General features: G+C 57.8%; 16 protein-coding genes and 1 pseudogene. 6 read left to right on the top strand and 11 right to left on the bottom strand.

The window, feature by feature from the left end; translation table 11 throughout:
* Positions 1 to 23: 23 nt before the first annotated feature.
* Entirely contained in the window at positions 24 to 914 is an 891-nt protein-coding gene (locus KL786_RS13175) for a DMT family transporter (protein WP_215517875.1), read from the bottom strand.
* A gap of 91 nt (positions 915 to 1,005) precedes the next feature.
* Here KL786_RS13175 and KL786_RS13170 point away from each other — a divergent pair.
* Together KL786_RS13170 and KL786_RS13165 are read left to right on the top strand one after the other, a co-directional pair.
* Positions 1,006 to 1,380 (top strand): annotated as a pseudogene (locus KL786_RS13170) (GntR family transcriptional regulator); the annotation flags it as partial.
* Between the two features lie 166 nt (positions 1,381 to 1,546).
* Positions 1,547 to 1,801, top strand: coding sequence for a helix-turn-helix domain-containing protein (locus tag KL786_RS13165; protein ID WP_074247666.1), 255 nt, complete (start codon positions 1,547 to 1,549; stop codon positions 1,799 to 1,801).
* 62 nt (positions 1,802 to 1,863) lie between these two features.
* On the opposite strand, the gene istB is transcribed toward KL786_RS13165, so the two are convergent.
* The 3 genes from istB to KL786_RS13150 all read right to left on the bottom strand — a co-directional run bounded on the left by istB (position 1,864) and on the right by KL786_RS13150 (position 4,558).
* A complete protein-coding gene (gene istB, locus KL786_RS13160; RefSeq protein WP_215517874.1) occupies positions 1,864 to 2,598 on the bottom strand; it encodes an IS21-like element helper ATPase IstB in 735 nt (244 codons plus the stop codon).
* Positions 2,592 to 4,151 carry an IS21 family transposase gene (istA, locus tag KL786_RS13155; RefSeq protein WP_023100542.1) on the bottom strand — a complete coding sequence of 520 codons (1,560 nt, stop codon included), beginning with the start codon at positions 4,149 to 4,151 and terminating at the stop codon, positions 2,592 to 2,594. The genes istB and istA overlap by 7 nt, the downstream gene beginning before the upstream one ends.
* Before the next feature lie 224 nt (positions 4,152 to 4,375).
* Entirely contained in the window at positions 4,376 to 4,558 is a 183-nt protein-coding gene (locus KL786_RS13150; protein ID WP_196714534.1) for a helix-turn-helix domain-containing protein, read from the bottom strand.
* Between the two features lie 94 nt (positions 4,559 to 4,652).
* Between KL786_RS13150 and KL786_RS13145 the strand changes: the two genes are divergently transcribed.
* A complete protein-coding gene (locus tag KL786_RS13145; protein ID WP_124014491.1) occupies positions 4,653 to 5,702 on the top strand; it encodes a hypothetical protein in 1,050 nt (349 codons plus the stop codon).
* On the opposite strand, the gene KL786_RS13140 is transcribed toward KL786_RS13145, so the two are convergent.
* The 5 genes from KL786_RS13140 to KL786_RS13120 form a co-directional block, all read right to left on the bottom strand.
* Positions 5,635 to 5,940: a hypothetical protein gene (locus tag KL786_RS13140; protein WP_023100539.1), complete on the bottom strand. Its 306-nt coding sequence runs from the start codon at positions 5,938 to 5,940 to the stop codon at positions 5,635 to 5,637. The two genes, KL786_RS13145 and KL786_RS13140, sit on opposite strands and share 68 nt — an antisense overlap.
* Before the next feature lie 106 nt (positions 5,941 to 6,046).
* On the bottom strand, positions 6,047 to 6,499 hold the full coding sequence (locus KL786_RS13135) for a chromate resistance protein ChrB domain-containing protein (RefSeq protein WP_023100538.1): 453 nt from the start codon (positions 6,497 to 6,499) through the stop codon (positions 6,047 to 6,049).
* 14 nt (positions 6,500 to 6,513) lie between these two features.
* Positions 6,514 to 6,840 (bottom strand): rhodanese-like domain-containing protein, encoded by a 327-nt coding sequence (locus KL786_RS13130; protein ID WP_023100537.1) that lies wholly within the window; start codon positions 6,838 to 6,840, stop codon positions 6,514 to 6,516.
* Positions 6,841 to 6,850: 10 nt separating this feature from the next.
* Positions 6,851 to 8,182, bottom strand: coding sequence for a chromate efflux transporter (gene chrA / locus KL786_RS13125; protein WP_205896557.1), 1,332 nt, complete (start codon positions 8,180 to 8,182; stop codon positions 6,851 to 6,853).
* A 29-nt stretch (positions 8,183 to 8,211) separates the two neighbouring features.
* Positions 8,212 to 9,150, bottom strand: coding sequence for a chromate resistance protein ChrB domain-containing protein (locus KL786_RS13120; RefSeq protein WP_023100535.1), 939 nt, complete (start codon positions 9,148 to 9,150; stop codon positions 8,212 to 8,214).
* A 21-nt stretch (positions 9,151 to 9,171) separates the two neighbouring features.
* Here KL786_RS13120 and KL786_RS13110 point away from each other — a divergent pair, with 21 nt between their 5' ends.
* Entirely contained in the window at positions 9,172 to 10,320 is a 1,149-nt protein-coding gene (locus tag KL786_RS13110) for an aminotransferase-like domain-containing protein (protein ID WP_458729627.1), read from the top strand.
* Between the two features lie 84 nt (positions 10,321 to 10,404).
* On the opposite strand, the gene KL786_RS13105 is transcribed toward KL786_RS13110, so the two are convergent.
* The gene (locus KL786_RS13105) at positions 10,405 to 15,246 is read right to left on the bottom strand and encodes a glycosyltransferase (protein ID WP_252193709.1); all 4,842 of its coding nucleotides are present in this window, start codon (positions 15,244 to 15,246) and stop codon (positions 10,405 to 10,407) included.
* Positions 15,247 to 15,573: 327 nt separating this feature from the next.
* Positions 15,574 to 15,771: a hypothetical protein gene (locus tag KL786_RS13100; protein WP_215517889.1), complete on the bottom strand. Its 198-nt coding sequence runs from the start codon at positions 15,769 to 15,771 to the stop codon at positions 15,574 to 15,576.
* Positions 15,772 to 16,223: 452 nt separating this feature from the next.
* Between KL786_RS13100 and KL786_RS13095 the strand changes: the two genes are divergently transcribed.
* Positions 16,224 to 17,633: an NAD(P)/FAD-dependent oxidoreductase gene (locus KL786_RS13095; RefSeq protein ID WP_215517873.1), complete on the top strand. Its 1,410-nt coding sequence runs from the start codon at positions 16,224 to 16,226 to the stop codon at positions 17,631 to 17,633.
* Positions 17,620 to 18,858 (top strand): NAD(P)/FAD-dependent oxidoreductase, encoded by a 1,239-nt coding sequence (locus KL786_RS13090; RefSeq protein WP_215517872.1) that lies wholly within the window; start codon positions 17,620 to 17,622, stop codon positions 18,856 to 18,858. Before KL786_RS13095 ends, KL786_RS13090 begins: the two co-directional genes overlap by 14 nt.
* Position 18,859: the final 1 nt, after the last annotated feature.

The raw sequence follows: 18,859 nt of genomic DNA, 5'->3' as shown, positions 1-18,859 counted from the left end.
CCAGAGACTAATGGCGGGCACGCCTAGCGCGCAAATTTCTTCGCCCCGGCGACGCAGGCAATCACCGCGACGGTCACCGCCAGCATGCCCAGGCTGACCTGTTCATGCAGCAGGGTCGCGGCCAGTGCCAGGCCGAAGAACGGTTGCAATAACTGCAACTGGCCGACCGCAGCAATCCCCCCTTGCGCCAGCCCGCGGTACCAGAACACAAAACCGATCAACATGCTGAACAACGACACATAGCCCAGGCTCAGCCAGGCCGGCAGGCTGATCCCGGAGAAAGACGCAGGGGCGAGCAGCAGGGCCAATGGCGCGACCACCGGCAGCGACACTACCAACGCCCAGCAGATCACCTGCCAGCCGCCGAGGGTACGCGACAGCTTGGCCCCTTCGGCGTAACCCAACCCGCACACCAGCACGGCCAATAGCATCAACAGGTCGCCAGCGGGGGCGGCGCTCAGGCCCTGGGCAAACGCGTAACCCATTACCAGCAGGCTGCCAAGGATTGAAAACAACCAGAACACCGGACGCGGCCGCTCGCCGCCGCGCAGCACACCGAACACGGCGGTGGCCAGGGGCAGCAAACCGATAAATACGATGGAGTGGGCGGAGGTCACGTACTGCAAGGCCAGCGCGGTCAACAACGGGAAGCCGATGACCACGCCGAAGGCGACGATCAGCAGCGGCCACCATTGGTTGGGTGCCGGACGCCGCGCCCTGAACAGCCACAACAGCGCCAGGCCAAGCACGGCGGCAATGCTGGCCCTGGCCACGGTCAGGAAGACCGGCTCGAACTCCAGCACCGCCAGGCGGGTCGCAGGCAATGAGCCGCTGAAAATCAGCACGCCGATCAAGCCATTGATCCAGCCGTGGCTGCTGCGTTCTGGAGTGATCAACCGGGAAGTCTGTTCCATGTCAGGAAGGCTCGCTAGGTATGGGTTGTGTTTTGGGCATCCTAGGGTTGAAGATGATGACAATCAAAAAATTGTCATGGATACATCGCCCATGCCCCGTGCCCGTTACAAGTCGTTGGTGGATGCCTTTGCCAGGGATATCCGTGCAGGAACCCTGGTGCCTGGCACCCGCTTGCCGACCCATCGCCAATTGGCCACGACCCATGGCCTGGCCCTGGTGACGGCCAGCCGGGTATACAGCGAGCTGGAGGCCATGGGCCTGGTCAGTGGCGAGACCGGGCGCGGCACCTTTGTGCGGGAAATTTCCTTGTCGCCAGGGCAGGGCGTTGGGCAGATTGCCGTGGCGGCGGGCATGGTGGACCTGAATTTCAATTACCCGTCCTTGCCCGGTCAGGCCGATCTGTTGCGCACGGCGTTGCGCCAACTGGCGTTGTCCGGTGACCTGGAGGCATTGCTGCGCTACCAGCTGTGGGCGCTTGCGGTTCTGACACTTTATTCCAGTGGATCTGATCCGCTCGCGCTGGAGGTTCTGATCCACCCATTCCAGTGATTGTGATCCACCATGCTGATGATTCTGACCCCCCCCTCAAGCGCTAAACTATCCACTCCCCCTTTCTCGTAGGTCGCCGCAATTGATTGAAGAAGGCAGCCAGAATATTTATACCGATCTCGGCTGCGCCGATGCTGACGCAATGCAACGCAAAGCCAAGCTCGTCGTGCGTATCGGTGATGCTATTTCTGCCAAGGCTCTGGGACTGGATCAGGCGTCGGTAGTGACGGGCACTGAGGTATCTTGCCTGGAGGCCTGGCTAAAGGGGAATTTCAGACATGCCGATGAGGCCGTACTGCATGCTTGCTTACGCCACCTTGAGATGCATCCTCACTGACTCGGTGATTTTCGCGTGCGCGAAAATAACGAAGAGGGCATCGCCCCCTTCGTTGTTGATCATCACGCCTTGGCAGCCTGCTTACGCAAGGACTCGCCTTTGAGCCCGATACGGTGCGAGCGGTGGACGATGCGATCCAGGATGGCCTCGGCCAGCGTGGCGTCGTTGAACATGCTGTGCCAGTGCTCCGTGGGGAACTGGCTGGTGATGATCAGCGAGCCGGTCTGCATGGGCTGATCGACAATATCCAGCAAGGTATACCCCACCGTGGGTTCTACCGGTGCCAGCCCGAAGTCATCGAGGATCAGCAGATGAACTTTGCTCAAGGCCGTTCGGTACTTGGGCAGGGAGCCGTCGCCAATGGCGATTTGCAGCTCTTCATAGAGTTTCGAGGCGCTTTTGTAGATCACCGAGTAGCCCTGTCGGCACGCCTGGCTGCCAAATGCGCAGGCGAGCCAACTCTTGCCTGTGCCGGTGGCTCCGGTCAGCAGCAGGTTCTGTTGCTGACCAATCCAGGAGCATCCTGTCAGACCTGCGATCACTTGCTTATCCAGACCGCGACTGCTGCGGTAATCCACATCCTCCAGGTGCGCGGCATAGCGCAGCTTCGCCTGCTTCAGTAAGCGAGACAGCTTGCGGTTCTCGCGTTCGCTGAGTTCACGATCCACCATCAGGCCCAAGCGGTCATCAAAAGGCAGTTCCTGCATGCGTGGTTGTTCAAGCTGGTCGCGGTAGGCCTTGGCCATACCGGACAGTTGCAGTTGCTGGAGCTTGCTTTGGGTCTGCTGGTTCAGCATGTCGAACGTTCCTTTTCATCGGCAAAGTAATGGGCACCGCGCAGGTTTTCGTGAGCGGGTGTCGAACTGGGTAGGGATTTCAGGCCAGGGCGTTTGTCGGGCTGCTCGCGCAAGATGGATTGCAGGCTTTTCAGGGCGAAGGTCTTGATGGTCAGCGCATAGGCACAGGCCTCCTCCAAACGTGCATCGCCATGTAGACGAGATTCCTTGCGCAAGGCGCTGGCGGCCTTGTGTCCATTGGCCACATCGGTTCGCTCGGTCAGGTGATAGTGCAGATGGCGCAGTAGTGCAGGCCCGACCCGCTCACCCCAGGCGAGCAATGCAGCGGGCTCACTGTCGGCGTAATACTGGTGGTTCGGCGGCCTGTGCTCCGGTTGCACGCTGATGCCGGAAACATACTGTCGGGCATGACTGCTGACGCGCAGATGATTGTGAAAGACCTCCACGATCTCGCCCGTAGCGCGTACATCCACTTGCTGCTGTACCAATCGGCTCGGCACGGAATAGTGGTGATTGTCATACTCCACCAGGTAGTCGCTGCGCACTCGTACCTTGAAGCGCCAATCGGCATGCTCGTAGGCGTGGATCGGAAGCGGCTGGAGCGCGGGCTGTTCCACCTCGACGAATAGGCTGTGCCGACTGCTGCCAGGCTGGCGTTTGAACGGGCGTTGATTGAATGCCGGCAGCAACTCCAGGATCGCCTGATTGAGCTCTGCCAAGCTGAAGAAGCGGCGGTGGCGCAGGGCTGCTAGCAGCCAGCGTTGAACCAGCTTCACCCCGGCCTCCACTTTGCCTTTATCTTTGGGTCTACGCGGGCGGGCCGGCAGGATAATGGCCTGGTAATGGTGGGCCAGTTGCTGATAGATCAGGTTGAGCTGAACTTCATCCTTACCATGCTTGATCACAGCGGCCTTGAGGTTGTCGGGAACCAGTAGGCGGGGCACACCCGCGAAGAAATTGAAGGCCTGCACATGGCAGTGCATCCAGTCCTCGATCCGCTGACTCCACACGGCGCAGGCGAAGGTGTAGCTGGAGTAGCCCAGCACGCCGACAAAGATTTGTGCCAGGCGAGGTTCCGATTGGCCGTCCAGGTATATCGGCATGGTCTTGCCGGAGAAGTCCAAGAACAGCTTGTCGCCAGGTTGATGCAGCTGACGCATTGCCAATGGTTGTTGCTGCACAAAGCTGCGATAGCTGGCCGTGAACTGCGAATAGGCGATGCCGTCTGGCTCGGTGGCCCGCCATTCACGCCATAGCAGTTCCAGGGTGACGCTGGGGTTGCGCATTTCCGCATGCACCCAGTTCCAATCGGGGCAGGCCTTCAGGCGAAAGCCGTTGAATGGCTTGATACCCAAACGCTCATAAAGCTGCTCGTCGCTCCATTCAGCAAGCTGATCCACATCGAGGACAATGCTTTCCAGGTGGCGGCACAAACGCTTGAGACTGTTGCGCGAAAGCCCAGTGCTATGAGCAATTTCGCGTGTCGATAGACGTGTGCCATAGTGCAGGCGCACGGCCTCGCGCAGCAGGCGCGGTTCAATCCTGACTCTCATCCATACTCCTTCGTGCCCCGTGGGCGGGGCGCTGAACGGCAGGCAGTACCTGCCCCTCGGCCTTGACAGCCGATAGAGGGACGCTGAGAATTCACAAGCGTTGAAGGTGCTTATGTCATCTAGAAAAAGGCTCGGAGTTGCTGCTCCGGGCCTTTTTTGCGTCCACAGTTTTTGTTGCCCGCATGACCTAATCGATAGCGTGATGTCCTGTAGTTTTCTGAGCTTTAGCGGTCGTGGCTGTCGGATACACCAGCCTGCGCGGCCAGCCAGCGCTCGACCTCCTGCTTGAGGAACAATCGGCGGCGGCCGACGCGGAACGACGGTGGCATCGGCAAGCCCATGCTCAGTCGGTTGCGCGCCGTATGCTCAGAAATCCTGAGAATCTGGCTCACCTCCATGAGTGTCATCGTCTCCACCGTCATCCCCTTGCCTGCACTGCAATATCCCGATAGCGCATGCTAGGCAGTTGGTGGATGCCCAACTACTAGCCAGACTGGACACTTGATTTTGCCGCTCTACCTAGACGATGAATTTTTCGACTCTTTCGTATACGAGGATGTGGCGGTTGCCCTCTGGGCAATCAGGCTGCACGCTGCTGACATGGCTGTTACGCCGGCAATCGCGCTGCGACTGATCAGGCAGTATCTACAGCCTCTGATTCCGCCTGAGCATTGCCATGTGCTTTATGGGCAACGCATAGCGACCTGGAATGGCATCTGGGGAATTTATGCGGATCTGGGATGCTGTGTTGGCAAGAGCAACAATCCACATCTGTTTGAAGTAATGAAGGCCGTAGAGCTTATTCATCACTTCACGACCTGGCCGCCAAGGGAGTACACGTTCCCGACTGTTATTGAGGTCACCTACTTTCTCAGCATGTGTACTCAACTGAAGATTCCCGTGCAGAGTCATCTGCGCTTGGAAAATGGCCAGCGAGTTGATCCGTTCAGCTTTTGCACGTTGTGTTGGCGGCAGCCATTACCAGGACGAAAGCTCTGTGCACACCACTCTCCCCATGTTCCGCTCCAGGATGAGGTCGGAACGCAAGCTGCGGCGGCACGCTACAAGTCAGGCGTTCGCCAAAGAGAGCGGTTCGATAAGGCGGTAAATCGCATCCTGACCAAAGAAGTGACGGAGTTCCATGAAGGGCTCTTCACTCCCGTGGTGCTGTTCCCCGAACAGGGCATTGCGGCCTGGCTGACTGAGCGTCGCCCGCTGTTGTGGCAATTGCTCGGTGAGCGGCAGCAGGAACTCAGCGATGGGAATGCCGTGAGCATGCTGCTTGATCTACTGCACAGCCCTGATGGCCTACCGCCCAAGGCCCACCAGACTTACCGACTGATTAATCAGCACCTGCATGAGCATCCGCTGCTGATTTGGCCAATGCTCATACGAGCCGAGGGCTGGCACCGATGCCGAGAAGACGTGCGGGGACAATGGGGAGGCAAACGCCCTGGTGCAGGGCGTCCTGTACAGCCGTCAGCTACTTCGCCATGTACCGATCAACAACCGGGCGTAGCTCGCGGTTGCGCTGACCATAATTCTCAATGACCTGCTGATAGACCTTCACGTCCGAGCCCGGCAGCGAATACTGCACGTCGAATATTTCCTGATCCAAGGCTTCCCACTCTGCGATCAGGGCCATATCTGGCTGCGCCTGCTGGCTCTCCGCATGAATCAGGTAGGTCAGGCTGGACGTCAGGAAGTCGAGAGTGTCCTCGGCGCTTTCCAGCAAATCCAGGCATTGGCGTTGCGTCATTCCCAGCGCTTCTGCACCCGGTAAAAGCATTGCGTATATCCTCTGAGTAAGTGCCGTGCATCACCATCACGGAGATGCACGGCCACCCTACAGCCTGCAACGTTATCGTGGAGCTTGGCAGTGACTGGCAGTCGCCTCACATCTGTGGCGGCCAGTTATGCGATTCGCCCTGGCAGTCCTTGCACCAGGCATACAGGGCGTCGTACATGATGAGGCCATGACGTAGCATTTCATGGTCGTCGCTGAAGTTCTTCGACAATCCCAGCGAGATGGCATACAGCCCCGCCGACTGAGGCGTGAGATTGAGCCTTGAGGTATCGGCACCACGCACTATCTGCGCCAGTTGCTGCAAGGCCGGCTCGTCCAGTTGGTACTTCTTCAAGAACGCATCGAAGCTGCACAATTCGCCTTCATGAGTGAGTTCGACACCGGGGATGTCATAAGGCGTAGCGCCTTCCTCTCGCGCCCGGCGCAGCACATCGCCACTCGGCACGTAGAGAAACTCCGGCGCTGTATCGATAAAACGGGCGATCAGCCAAGGGCAGGCGATCCGGTCGATCTTCGGGCGTTCGCGGGTGATCCACTTCATGCAGCACCTCCTGCCTATCGGGATAGGCTCCGGGTGGGCTGGCGAGCGCTGTGCCAGCCAGAAAAACCATCGATCAAGTAGCGCGCATCCAGACCCATGGCCTCCAGTGTGGCGGCGATGCCCTGGCTGATTTCATGCCCCTTGGCGCAATAGAGAATCACTGGCCTGTCCCGTGGAACCTGATCCTTCCAGGTGAATACTTCCTCGGGATCGCGCCAGTGTGCACCGGGGATTTCTGTGGCATCGGCAAGTCGCACGCTGGTGCGACGCACATCCAACAGAGTGAACATCCGATCTGCTGCCTGCCATTCCGCCAGTTCGCATATCGAGATTCGGCTCATTTCCCACCTCTCAGTTTTGCAGCAGGTGCACAGCCAGACCTACCAGCGCACAGGCCGCCAGCACCTGGATGACGCCGCGCTTGAAGCGGAACAAAGCGATGGCCGCTGCCAACGCGATCAGCGCCGATGGCCAATCGAAATGACCGTTGAAGCCTTGCGGCCAGAGCACGTGGTAACCGAAGAACAGTGCCAGGTTGAGGATCACCCCGACCACGGCGGCGGTGATGGCCGTCAGCGGTGCGGTGAACTTAAGTTCGTTGTGAGTCGACTCCACCAACGGGCCGCCTGCGAGAATGAAAAGGAAGGACGGTAAGAAGGTGAACCAAGTGACCAGGCTGGCCGCCACGGCTCCAGCCAGGAAGGCCTGATCGGCACCGAATACCTGTTGCACATACCCACCGACGAAACCGACAAAGGCCACCACCATGATCAGCGGCCCCGGCGTGGTCTCGCCCAAGGCCAAGCCATCGATCATCTGCGTCGGGCTCAGCCAGCCGTAGTGGCCGACTGCACCTTGGTAGACATAGGGCAGCACTGCATAGGCACCGCCAAAGGTCAGCAACGCGGCCTTGGTGAAGAACCAGCCCATCTGGGTCAACGTGCCTTCCCAACCGAACAGGGCGGTCAACAAGCCCATGGGCAAGGCCCACAGTGCCGCACCAATGACGGCCAGCACGAGCAGGCGCGGCCAGCGAAAGCGCGCATGTTCCGGTGTCGGGGTGTCGTCATCGATCAGCGCAGAGCCGAAGGATTGCTTGGCCGCACCGTGGCCGCCACCGACACTGAATTTCTGCGGGGCAAATCGCCCGCCGAAATAGCCGATCACGGCGGCACCCAACACGATCAGCGGGAACGGTAGGTTCAACGCGAAAATGGCGACGAAGGAGGCGGCGGCAATCGCCCACAACCAGTTGTTCTTCAATGCACGGGAGCCGATGCGGTGGGCGGCCTGCACCACGATGGCGGTCACTGCGGGTTTGATCCCGTAGAACAACCCAGCCACCACCGGCACTTCGCCGAAGGCGATATAGACCCACGACAGCGCGATCAGGATGAATAGCGAGGGCAGTACGAACACTACCCCGGCAATCACCCCGCCCCAGGTACGGTGCATCAGCCAGCCGATATAGGTGGCCAACTGCTGTGCCTCCGGGCCGGGCAACAGCATGCAGTAGTTCAGGGCATGCAGAAAACGCCGTTCGGAGATCCAGCGCCGGCGCTCTACCAGCTCCTGGTGCATGATCGAAATCTGCCCGGCCGGGCCACCGAAACTGATGAAGCCAAGCTTCAGCCAGAAAGCGAAGGCCTGCCAGAAGCTGACCGGCTGCGGTGCTTGCGTCAGTGTTTCCGCGTTCTGCGCGGCTGTTTGCGTCACGTCGAGGGTACTCCTTTGTCGAAACTGGCCAGCAATCCGTCAAAAATGGCGGAAGCGGCGGTCAGCAATTGATCGTCTTGAGTCAGGGTTTCGCGCAGTCCGGCTAGCACGCTCTCGATACCGGCGGCCTCGGGCGGCTGCACGCCGCCCACGTCGAGGTAATGCACAAGTAAACCCAGCCGTGCGATAGCGGGCTGCTCCAGGCCGAAGCTTGCCGCCAACACCTCGAAGGTGACGCGACTGCCGACATGACTGAAGGTCGCGCCGTCGAAGTCGAAACCCAGCGCATCGGCCGGACAATCCCCGGGACTGGCCAGCCACAGAATCCTGGCCTGTGGGTCGATAAAACGGCGGATTAGCCAGGCACTGGCCAAGCGATCCACCCATGGCCGCTGGCGGGTCGCCCAGGTGCGCTCCTGGTAGTCGGATGAATGCAGCCGCGCGATGACACCGGCCATGGCGTGCGGCTCATCCGGGGACAGGGCCCGGGCGCAGGCTAGCTCCAGCTCCTGCAAGGCTTTATCCGTTTGCTGTTGTGCCTCATCAGGGAAAAAGTCGATTTCGACCAGGCTGGCGAAAGCTTTGCGGAGCTTGCGTACCTGCTTGAGCGTGTCCTGCACGGTATCGGCAGTCAGCACATTCCGCACTTGTACGACTTCACCCAGCACGGCCGCATAGTCTTCGCCGCGATCAAACAGGTCGGTAAAGTTCGCTCCCTCAGGCTCTTCGACGCGCAGCACATGGGCTGCCCCACCAGCGTCCCGTACATCTGAGGCCAAACCATCCAGGGTGGCGCGACAGTCCTCGCGCTCAGGCATCAGATAGACACCATCACGCAGCACTGCCGCCCCGGAGGCTTTCAGCGAGCGCCAAGCCCGTTGCCGAGCAGTGGCATTCTCGGTGGGCAAGGAAAGGATGAGTGCTAGCAGCTTCATTTGGTAGAGATATATTCAGATATGAATGACTCTCTACATATTGATCCAGAGCAAAGGAGACCGCAAGCGCTTGCGGTGTACCTACCGGCTTTAGGGGCGGGTCAGAATCATCAGCGGAGTGGATCACAACCACTGGAATGGGTGGGGCGGAATCTCCAGCATGGACGGGTCACAATCGCTGGAACTGGGTGTCAGCATCACTGGAATACACACCAGCCCCATGCCGGGCGCCCCCATGAACGGGCGGCAATGGCACGACATTTGTTGCATCGTGGGCTCACGGTCGAGGCTGAACAGGTACTGGTGGTCAGCGGTGCCCAGCATGGATTGACGGTGGCGATGATGGCCATGCTCAAGCCGGGCGATGTGATTGCCGTGGATGCGTTGACCTATTCCGGTTTCAAGGTGCTGGCCGAAACGTTGCATCTGGAGATCGTCGCGATCCCGGTCACACCGACGGGCCCTGACCTTGCTGCTCTTGAACAACTGTGTCGACAGCGTCCTGTACGGGCGCTGTACTGCATGCCGACCCTGCACAACCCCTTGGGCTGGGTGTTGGGGATTGAGCAGCGCGAGCGATTGGTGTGCATTGCTCGCGAGCATCAGTTGATCCTGATCGAAGACGCCGCCTATGCCTTCCTCGCAGAAGATGCACCGCCACCGCTGGCGCAATTGGCGCCGGAGCGCACGGTGTATGTGGGCGGCTTGTCCAAGAGTGTCGCCACCGGCCTGCGGGTTGGCTTTGTGGTTGCGCCGGCCCAATGGGTGCCGGCGCTGGAGCGCACCATCATGGCCACCGTGTGGAACGCACCCGGGGTGATGACGGCCATCGCTGCGGGCTGGATCGACGATGGCACCGTGTTGCAACTGGAGGCGCAAAAACGCCAGGACGCCCAGGCTCGGCAGGCACTGGCGGCGCAGGTATTGGTGGGGATGGACTATGTTGCCCACCCCTTTTCGTACTTTTTGTGGTTGCCGCTGGAAGAAGATATTCGGGCGGACCAGGTCACCATGGCGCTGGCGCGGGAGAATATTTCAGTGTCCACGGCCGAGCCGTTTTCGGTTTCGGGCCATGTGCCTCATGCGATCAGGTTGGCGTTGGGCTCTGTGGAAAAAGATGCACTGCGCACGGCTTTACTGAAGGTACGGTGGGTGGTGGAGGGTTATTAAGGTTGTTGTAGTCGGAGTGCAGATAGTCTCTTGCCCCCGCAACTGCGATGTGAGGGGCAAGAGACGATTGCGCATTAACAGCGCTTATGTCTGGATCCAGGAGTGCTCGGTGCCAATTTTAACTTTGAGTTTGTGGAACAGAGCGTTGTAGTGATTTTTCATCAAAACTATTTGTAAATTCAGGTTGTTGGGGGGAGCGATTCCTTTGCTGGCATAGAGTTGGCGTAAGCCGGCTTCAATGTTGACTTTCGGTCCGATTGAGACGAAACCCCCGTCGACAAATTTCACTTCTTTAGTGAGCCCATCGAAACCCAGGTTGTACATGTCAGGCCTTTTCGATTTAAGAATGTCATTGAAAAGGGTGGGGCCGACCGTTTCAAAAATCTTGCTCTCATATTGATTGAATTCGGGGGTGTATTGGATACTGCCATCGGCCCCAGTGGCGACGGTGGGGCGATTGGTTAAGAAATAGGGTTTGTTGTCGGTAAACTGTTTTTGCATTCGGGCACTCATATCCATGAGTACTGGGTTTCCAGGTTGCGTTGCAAAGTTACTGGTATTGTAGAACAGCTTGTCGCCAGCAACTCTATGCCAGACAGGGTTGTTGAGGATAATGTCATTCGCGTTTGCTTTTAATACTATGTTGCCAATGTTGGCTCCAATTACATCGTCGGTATCGAGATAAATGCCTCCGTGCTTATACATGATTGGGTAGCGTGCAACATCCGATGCGGCAGCCAAATTCTTCCCTTGTCCCTGTCGAAAATAATCGTATATTTCGCTATTTTTTAATTGCTTGAACGCTTCATCTTCATTGAGGTTTATTACTGTCAGGCCGGGAGCTTTGCTTTCCAGGTTGTTCTTTATTTTTTGGAATATGATTGGATTGTCGGCATCTACGTGCAGGATGGATTTATACCCTGGTGCTTTTGTTGCATTTTGAGCCATGTTACTGATCAGGTGCGAGGGTATATCCTGGCCGGCCCAGAAATAGTGAAGCTCTTTGGGTAAAGGCTTGGCGTCTATCGGGACCTTGATAATTGTCTGGCTGCTGATATCAACAAACTCAAACTTGTGTGCGTCGGTTTTTTTGGCCTTTACAAAGTCATTGAGCGTTCCCCGCTGCCATTTACCTTTGCCCTCTCGCCAGAAATACATGGGGTTCTGCCCTTCAATATCAGTGGTTTTCCAGGTGCCGGCGGTACTGTCAAAGACGACATGATGTTCCGCCGCCTTGTAATTGAGCGAATAGGGAGATACGGAGTTTTCTGTTTTTTTAATACCGTCCATCGGTACCACATAAGTACTATCACCGAGTCTCCACGGGGTTGGAGGGGTATCCACACCTCCCAGTAAACGATTTGCTCTTGATGTGGGTTCCCATCCTGAGACACCTAGGTCCCTGACAGGTATATCAGCAGCCGTTCCTCCCGCATGACGAATGACTCGCTGCCCCTCTTTCAGGCGTGACTCATAAAGTAAGCCATCAATTTTCACATATTCCTTGTTACTTCGACCCACATAGACATTGCCTTGCAGCCCCTTTACCTTTAATTCGTCCGGCGCGATATGTTTTACTTCATAGCCCAATAAATCAGTACTGAGTGACTTTACCTCCCCGTTGGCTGCCACCCGGCTCGGTGTGAAATCGCGTAGCGGGGGGCCGAAGGCTCGTTTTTTCAGCACGTCGTATTGATGCCAATTGCCTTGGAACAATATGACGTTGCCTTCAAGCGTTTCTTGTCCAATCTTGAATGTGCCGCTTGCCGCCAAACCATGCTGCTGGCTGGCGATCTTTGCTACATCATCGCTGCCAATGGCTGGCAAGCTGTTGGGGTCGTTTGGCTTTGGGGGCGTAGCGGCAAAGTTGTTCAGTGGTTTACCGTACGCTTGCTGTGTGCGTGGATCAAAGGCGTACCACTTATGGGTCGCCTCATCGAATTTCGCCAGGGATCTGCTTTCTAGTGTGCTGTTGCTTAATTTGTAGGTGCCTTCGGTGATATCGGGTTTTTTTGCCAATTCAAGCAGATTGACGTTGCGGTAAGACCCACGTAAGTATTTGACCCCCTTATGAGCTGCACGTCCGAGGCTCACAACGCCACGGGCAAGGTCGTCAATACCCCCCAGAGGATTAAGCGCGCCCACCGTTGCCCTGCCAATGACTTTGCCCGCCCGGGCCAGTTTTGAAAGTGCCGACGCCCCGATTGTGAGGGCTTTTGCGCCCTTGGCCGCAACACCCAAGCCGACGGCAAAGCCGAAGATGTCAAAGGCTAAGTCGACAAGGCCGTCACCAACTTTGCCATCAATAAAGTTCTTTATGGCTGATCTGAACGGGATCAGGCCTAGCGCAACTTCTTCAATGATTTTATACGTCGGCACCTCCGTCTCAAAGGTCGTTGCGCCCTTGGCGAATTTTTTTACGGCCGGCAGATCCATGTCCGCGATCATCGCATCAACAATATATTGGGTTCTGAGACTGCTGAAACTATTGGGTGCGTTTTGCGCAGTATTGTTTTCCTCCGTTATCCCAGGCGAATATTTACCACTAGGCTCTACCACATCGAATCTTTTACCTCTTGATATGTGCGTAAGGCCGGTGCTCGGAGCGTACTCCTTATAGGACTGGTCTGGCTGCTTGGTCACCGTACCTTTCAAACGATCGATTGCATACGTCATGATATTGCCGTTGCGCTCGGTTTTGACCAGCAGAACGCCCGGAGCCACTCGTTTGAGATCATCGTTCCTGAGATAGCGTATTTCTTTGCGGATGCTTAATTTACCGAACTCCAGGTTCTTTCGGTCTTCCAGTGGCAGTTTAGAAATGAGCAGTTTGAGCTGTGCGGCTGTGGTTTTTTTTACAGTGTTGGCGTAGTCCGAAAATGTCTTGCTGAATGCATCCAGCGGGGGTGGTAGTTGTTTAAGGGTTACTAAAACATCGTTGATGTTGATCGCATCCGATGAGGAAACCCATGCTGCAGGTTTTCCATCAGGATCAATACTGATTGCCCCAGAGGTCAGCGATTTTATAAAGGAACGACCATGCTCTCCCCAGTTGTCGGCCGAGTCCGGTACACCCAGGAGCCCGCGACCATCGATAAACATATCCAATATCGAGTAAGGTCCCGGAAAATATCTGCTTGAGGGCTGCGAGGTTATGCATTTTTTTTCGAACAGTTCGGGGTCCATGCCGGGCAAGGCTTTCTTCAACTGTTCCAATGCAATAGCTTTGGTCGTGGGCATTGTAGGTTGTTGCGTTTCGGAGGCCTCTTTCAGCTCGCGAATTTGCGCATTGAACGCCTCTCGCACGGTCGCCAAAGTGGCTTTATCTACGGCGTAACTCATACCGTTGGCCACCCCCCAGTCTTTGATCGCCTCGTTCTGGGCCGCATATTCAACCTGGCGTTCTGCATCAGTGATCGGTGCCGTACTGGCTGCGAGCATGATTTGCGCGTAGCTCATCGTCGCGCTCGCCCCAGGCGCTTTTGCTTCAAGGCGAGCGGTCGCCGTGACAAAACTGACCCAGCTGTGGGTGCCTACGGTCACTTGATTTGGAATGTTCTTGACCAGAAATTCTGGCGCTCGGCGGGCCAGCAAAAGATGAGCCAGCACTGCGGCTTTCTCGGGGGACGCCGCTCTGCCTTTGGCGACCAGGTGACCAGCCAATTCCTTGAGGATGGTTGCGCAAGGCTTCCCTGTATTTTCAGGGGTGACCAATGGGTAGCCTTCGATTTGGCCGGATGATTGACGATTGACCCCGCCGTCGGCAGTACCGTTGCTTTCGATGCTCAGAGCTGCCAACAGCCAGTCGCTGGTACTGCCTTTAACGGTACGTGCCTCGAATGTGGACTGTATGGCGCTACCCAGTGCCTTGCCCCTGGACGAACTGATCAAGGCCTCAATCAATGCGCGCGGATTACTCCATTCTTCTGCTGAGACTGGCCTATTGTTCAGCAAGTAGTCCAACACATTGTCAAAGGGGGCCAACGCTATATCGCCGAACATCCCGGCGCGTATATCCGTTCTCAATTGCTCTACGCTGTTCTGGTCAAGTGGTACGGGCCAGGCCAGTGCGCCGCCCAGATTGCCGTTGATGGGGGCCTTGGGTGTAAGAGTAGAGAGGGCTGTTGCCAGGTTCACCAGTTGCTCGTGATTGGCGGGGATGTCCCAGCCATGATCTTCCAGAAATTGCAGGAGACTGACCTTGTTCGAGGGGGCAGTGCGGCTTGGCGGATAGGTGCTGTCGAAGGACAGCTCGATCGTTCTATTTTTCAGTTCATCATTTATTTGCCCGATATATTCGATGCCACCCTCCATCGACGCCGCCAAGTGGCGAAGCTCGGCGACGGCCTGGTATCGATCGTGAGTGTCGCCCAAATGCGCTTTCTGGTTTTGGAGTGCGTCTTCACTACGCGATTGAATCAGCCTTGAAAAGGTACCCGGATCGAGTTTTGTAAAACCCTGGTCGCGCACAATTTCCGCCGCACGCTGGCGCATTGAGGGGCCTGTGAGGTTCAACTGTTCTTTATAAAACCGCCCGACCAACCAATACGGAACTGGTTGGTCGAGATCGGTTGCCGGCGGGGTGAACGTAGTGTCGGGGTGCTCTGCAGAAATGACCCGCGCGGCCTGGAGAATAGGCCTGCTGAGGGCCGCCCATTGCCAGTCGTCTTGCCCGACGGTGTGCAGCTTCTGTTCGGGGTCAAGGTGGCGCTGGCGCTTGAAAGAGATTTGGCCTGACTGCGGGTTGAGCTTGATTGAGCTGGTGTTGATGCCTTTTTCTTCAATCCACTGACGGGCTTCTGGTGAGTGGAAAGCGTCTTTCAACTGTGCCCACCACTGGCCGAATGTGGCGTCGGGAGCAATAGTGTTGATCGTGACATTTTTTTCGCCATTGGCGGCCAGGAGCAGTGCCGAGTGATACTCCATGGCTAACTCGCGATCGCCTTGGGTGCGAGCGTTTTCGGTTGATTCTGATGGGGCAGGGGTCTCACGTTTGGGACGGGAAGAAGGCTGTGGCGAGAGCGTGTCTGGTATGGAGAGTGGGCGAGGTTGCGCGTTAATGTGTTTGGAAACACTGTTCATAAGGTCTGCCGTCTGAAGAATCGAGAAGAGGTCTTGGGGGTCAACAACTGCCGTGGCATGAGCCATGAGTAGTTGTTTGTCCCCAGATGATTCCCTCGTTCTGTCAATAGGCTTTTGCCTTATGTTGCAAGCGATGCCTATCGACAGCTCCAGGTCGGTGAATCAGAAATTTCAGCGGGTGGTGAGCATCACATTGCGCGGGTCGCCGTAGTAGGCGGTGTTATAGAACCCAATGTTGGTGTAGTCCTTGCCTTTCCAGTGGGCGTTGGAGGCCGAGCCGCCGACTACCCGCTCATGCTCGGGAACCTCGGTCTCAGAACCGGCCCTTTCAACTTCTTTACAGGAAGAGCCGCAGAAAGACGGTTCCACGTCGTCAATAAGCGGGGGTTTATAGGGTTCGTTTTTTATATCGGTCAAATTTACTGGGTTTTTTTGACTGAACAGTTGTGGATGAGCGCGATATGGCCTTGGGAACTTGGTCTGGGTCAGGCCTGAAGGTGTTTAAAGGTAACCAGTTACAGATTGTTGTGTATTTCTGTAGCGGGTTTGTGTGCGTTGGCCGAGTCCACAGTAACGCCTTTTGACAGGATCAGCTCTGTGCGCAACGAATCGGTCAGCCTTTTCCACGCTGTGTTTAAAGTCAGGATATCAATAAACATTAAGCACTTGCATGGCTGAGGATGCTTACCCTGTCGCAGATCCTTTGGGTAGTGAGTGAATGGTCATGATCAATCGGTCATTCCAACCAGGATTCGGTCAGTGGCATATGCCCTGCACCTCTCCTGGGTAACACATGCGCTCACTTCACCATAGGCTTGATCATGACCAAACCCTTCCCGAATCAGAGCGGTATCTACGACGTCATCGTTGTGGGCGGTGGCGTGGTGGGATGCGCGATGGTCCGGCGCTTTACCCTGGAGGGCGCGCGGGTGCTGTTGCTGGAAAAAAGCCCGGATATCCTGTCTGGGGCGAGCAAAGGCAACAGCGCGATCTTGCACACCGGCTTCGATGCGCCAACGGGCAGCCTGGAGCTGCAATGTATGAAGGACGGGTACCAGGAGTACCTGCAGATCCACCAGAAGATGTCGCTGCCGCTGCTCAAGACCGGTGCGATGGTGGTGGCCTGGAACGAGGATGACCTGGGCAAGCTGCAAGGCATTGTCGAGCAGGCGCACGCCAACGGGATTGCCGATGTCGGCCTGATCGGCCGCGAGCGGGTGCGTGCCCTGGAGCCGAACCTGGCGCACAACGCGCTGGGGGCGGTCGAGGTGCCCGGCGAGTTTCTTATCGATCCGTGGTCGGCGCCCCTGGGTTACCTGCTCCAGGCGATGATGCATGGGGCGCAGGTGCGGTTCAACACCGAGGTCAACGGCGGTTATTTTGATGGCGAACTCTGGGCCCTGGAGACCACCAACGGGTTTGTGCGGGGGCGCACGATCATCAATTGCGCCGGGTTGTTCGGCGATGTGCTGGAGCAACAATTGCTGGGTGCATCGAGCTTCTCCATCCGCCCGCGCAAAGGCCAGTTCGTGGTGTTCGACAAGGCGGCCGCACGTTATCTGGGCAATATCATCCTGCCGGTGCCCAATGAGCGCACCAAGGGCATCGTCCTCACTCGCACGGTCTACGGCAACCTGTTGGTGGGGCCTACCGCTGAAGAACAGGACGACCGCCTGCACGCAGGCCTCGACAGCGACGTGCTGCGCCAGTTGGTGGACGCCGCAGTCGAGCGTATTCCGGCACTCGAAGGCATGCCGGTCACCGCTACTTATGCCGCGCTGCGGCCGGCCACGGAAAAGAAAGAATATCGGGTACAGCGGGTCGAAGGTAAGAACTGGATCAGCGTAGGAGGCATCCGCTCCACCGGCCTGACGGCAGCGCTGGGCATCGCCCGGCATGTGTTCAGCCTGTATCAGGGCGAGCACACGCAGGTACCCGCACCCATCCTGCAATGGCCGACGCTGCCCAATCTCGCCGAACATCTTCCGCGCGATTACCAGCGCCCGGGCTACGGCGAAATCGTGTGCCATTGTGAAATGGTAACGCTACGGGAAATCGAGAATGCCTTGGCCAGCGCGCTGCCACCCGGTGACCTGGGCGGGTTGAAGCGCCGTACGCGGGCTTGCATGGGGCGCTGCCAGGGTTTTTATTGTGGGGCGCGGGTAGCCGAGCTGAGCGCTGGCCACCTGGCCATTCCCCTTGCAACAGGTGTTTGTCATGAAGCCCATTGAAGTCGAAAACATTGATGTCGCGATTATCGGTGGCGGGCCGTCGGGGCTGTCGGCGGCGATGACCCTGCGCAAGCTGGGCGTCGACAAGGTCGTGGTGCTCGAACGTGAGCCTGAGGCTGGCGGCATCCCGCGCCATTGTGGGCACCCACCCTTTGGCTTGCGCGAATATGGCCGGATTTACACCGGGCCTGCGTATGCGCGCAAAAATGTCGCGCAGGCGTTGAAGGCGGGGGTGCAGATCCGCGTCAAACACTCGGTGACGCAGATGGGCCAGGGCGGGCGCCTGGAGGTGGTGAGCCCTGACGGCGCCCAGGTGATCCAGGCACGCCGGGTGCTGATCGCCACCGGTGCGCGGGAAACGCCGCGCTCGGCACGCCTGCTGGGCGGCGATCGCCCGCTGGGGGTGATCAATACCGGCGCGTTCCAGTCCTATCTGTACCTGGAACACCTCAAGCCCTTTGAGCGCCCGCTGATTGTCGGTACCGAACTGGTCAGCCTGTCGGCTGTCATGAGTTGCCGACGCGCGGGGATCAAGCCGGTGGCGATGATCGAAGCCAATCTGCGGGCCACGGCGCGCTGGCCGCTGTCGCTGTTCCCACGGCTGTGCGGGGTGCCGATGCATTTCGGCGCGCAGCTGTTGGAAATCCACGGCACCGGGCGGGTGGAGGGCGCGACGGTGCGCCTGGCCGACGGGCAGACCAGGACCTTCGACTGTGACGGCGTGCTGCTCACCGGTCAGTTCACCCCCGAATCCAGCCTGGTGCGCCTGAGCGATCTGCGGCTCGACCCAAAAAGCGGCGGCCCGCATATCGATCAATACGGGCGCTGTAGCGACCCCGCCTACTTTGCCGCAGGTAATCTGTTGCGCCCGGTCGAGACGGCAGGTTGGTCGTTTCGCGAAGGCCATAAGATCGCTACGATGATCGCCCGCGATCTGCAGGGGCAGTTGCCGGCTGCCACGCCGAGTATCGAGATTGCCTGCAAGGGCGATTTGAAACTGTGCGTGCCGCAGCGCTTGAGCAACTCTTCTGTGGTGGGCATGCAGCACCTGCAACTGCGTGTCAGCCGTGCGGTGAAAGGGCGCCTGGTGGTGCGGGCCGATGGCAAGGAAATCTGGTCGCGCGCCGGCAGTTCGCTGCCCGAGCGCAGGCTGCTGATCCCCATCGCCAGCCTGAACCTGCCCCAGGGCGTACAGCAACTCGAAGTCGACTTTGTCGGCCAATAAC

Source organism: Pseudomonas sp. TAE6080, assembly GCF_018732265.1.
GTDB classification, from domain to species: Bacteria; Pseudomonadota; Gammaproteobacteria; order Pseudomonadales; family Pseudomonadaceae; genus Aquipseudomonas; species Aquipseudomonas brenneri.
This window is presented reverse-complemented; position numbering and strand designations above follow the sequence as displayed.

Excerpts from the sequence above, each read along its gene's own strand:
- KL786_RS13175 (WP_215517875.1), bottom strand. The coding sequence starts at position 914 with ATGGAACAGACTTCCCGGTTGATCACTCCAGAACGCAGCAGCCACGGC.
- istB (WP_215517874.1), bottom strand. The coding sequence starts at position 2,598 with ATGCTGAACCAGCAGACCCAAAGCAAGCTCCAGCAACTGCAACTGTCC.
- istA (WP_023100542.1), bottom strand. The coding sequence starts at position 4,151 with ATGAGAGTCAGGATTGAACCGCGCCTGCTGCGCGAGGCCGTGCGCCTG.
- KL786_RS13150 (WP_196714534.1), bottom strand. The coding sequence starts at position 4,558 with ATGACACTCATGGAGGTGAGCCAGATTCTCAGGATTTCTGAGCATACG.
- KL786_RS13140 (WP_023100539.1), bottom strand. The coding sequence starts at position 5,940 with ATGCTTTTACCGGGTGCAGAAGCGCTGGGAATGACGCAACGCCAATGC.
- KL786_RS13135 (WP_023100538.1), bottom strand. The coding sequence starts at position 6,499 with ATGAAGTGGATCACCCGCGAACGCCCGAAGATCGACCGGATCGCCTGC.
- KL786_RS13130 (WP_023100537.1), bottom strand. The coding sequence starts at position 6,840 with ATGAGCCGAATCTCGATATGCGAACTGGCGGAATGGCAGGCAGCAGAT.
- KL786_RS13120 (WP_023100535.1), bottom strand. The coding sequence starts at position 9,150 with ATGAAGCTGCTAGCACTCATCCTTTCCTTGCCCACCGAGAATGCCACT.
- KL786_RS13110 (WP_458729627.1), top strand. The coding sequence starts at position 9,172 with ATGAATGACTCTCTACATATTGATCCAGAGCAAAGGAGACCGCAAGCG.
- KL786_RS13105 (WP_252193709.1), bottom strand. The coding sequence starts at position 15,246 with ATGGAGTATCACTCGGCACTGCTCCTGGCCGCCAATGGCGAAAAAAAT.
- KL786_RS13095 (WP_215517873.1), top strand. The coding sequence starts at position 16,224 with ATGACCAAACCCTTCCCGAATCAGAGCGGTATCTACGACGTCATCGTT.
- KL786_RS13090 (WP_215517872.1), top strand. The coding sequence starts at position 17,620 with ATGAAGCCCATTGAAGTCGAAAACATTGATGTCGCGATTATCGGTGGC.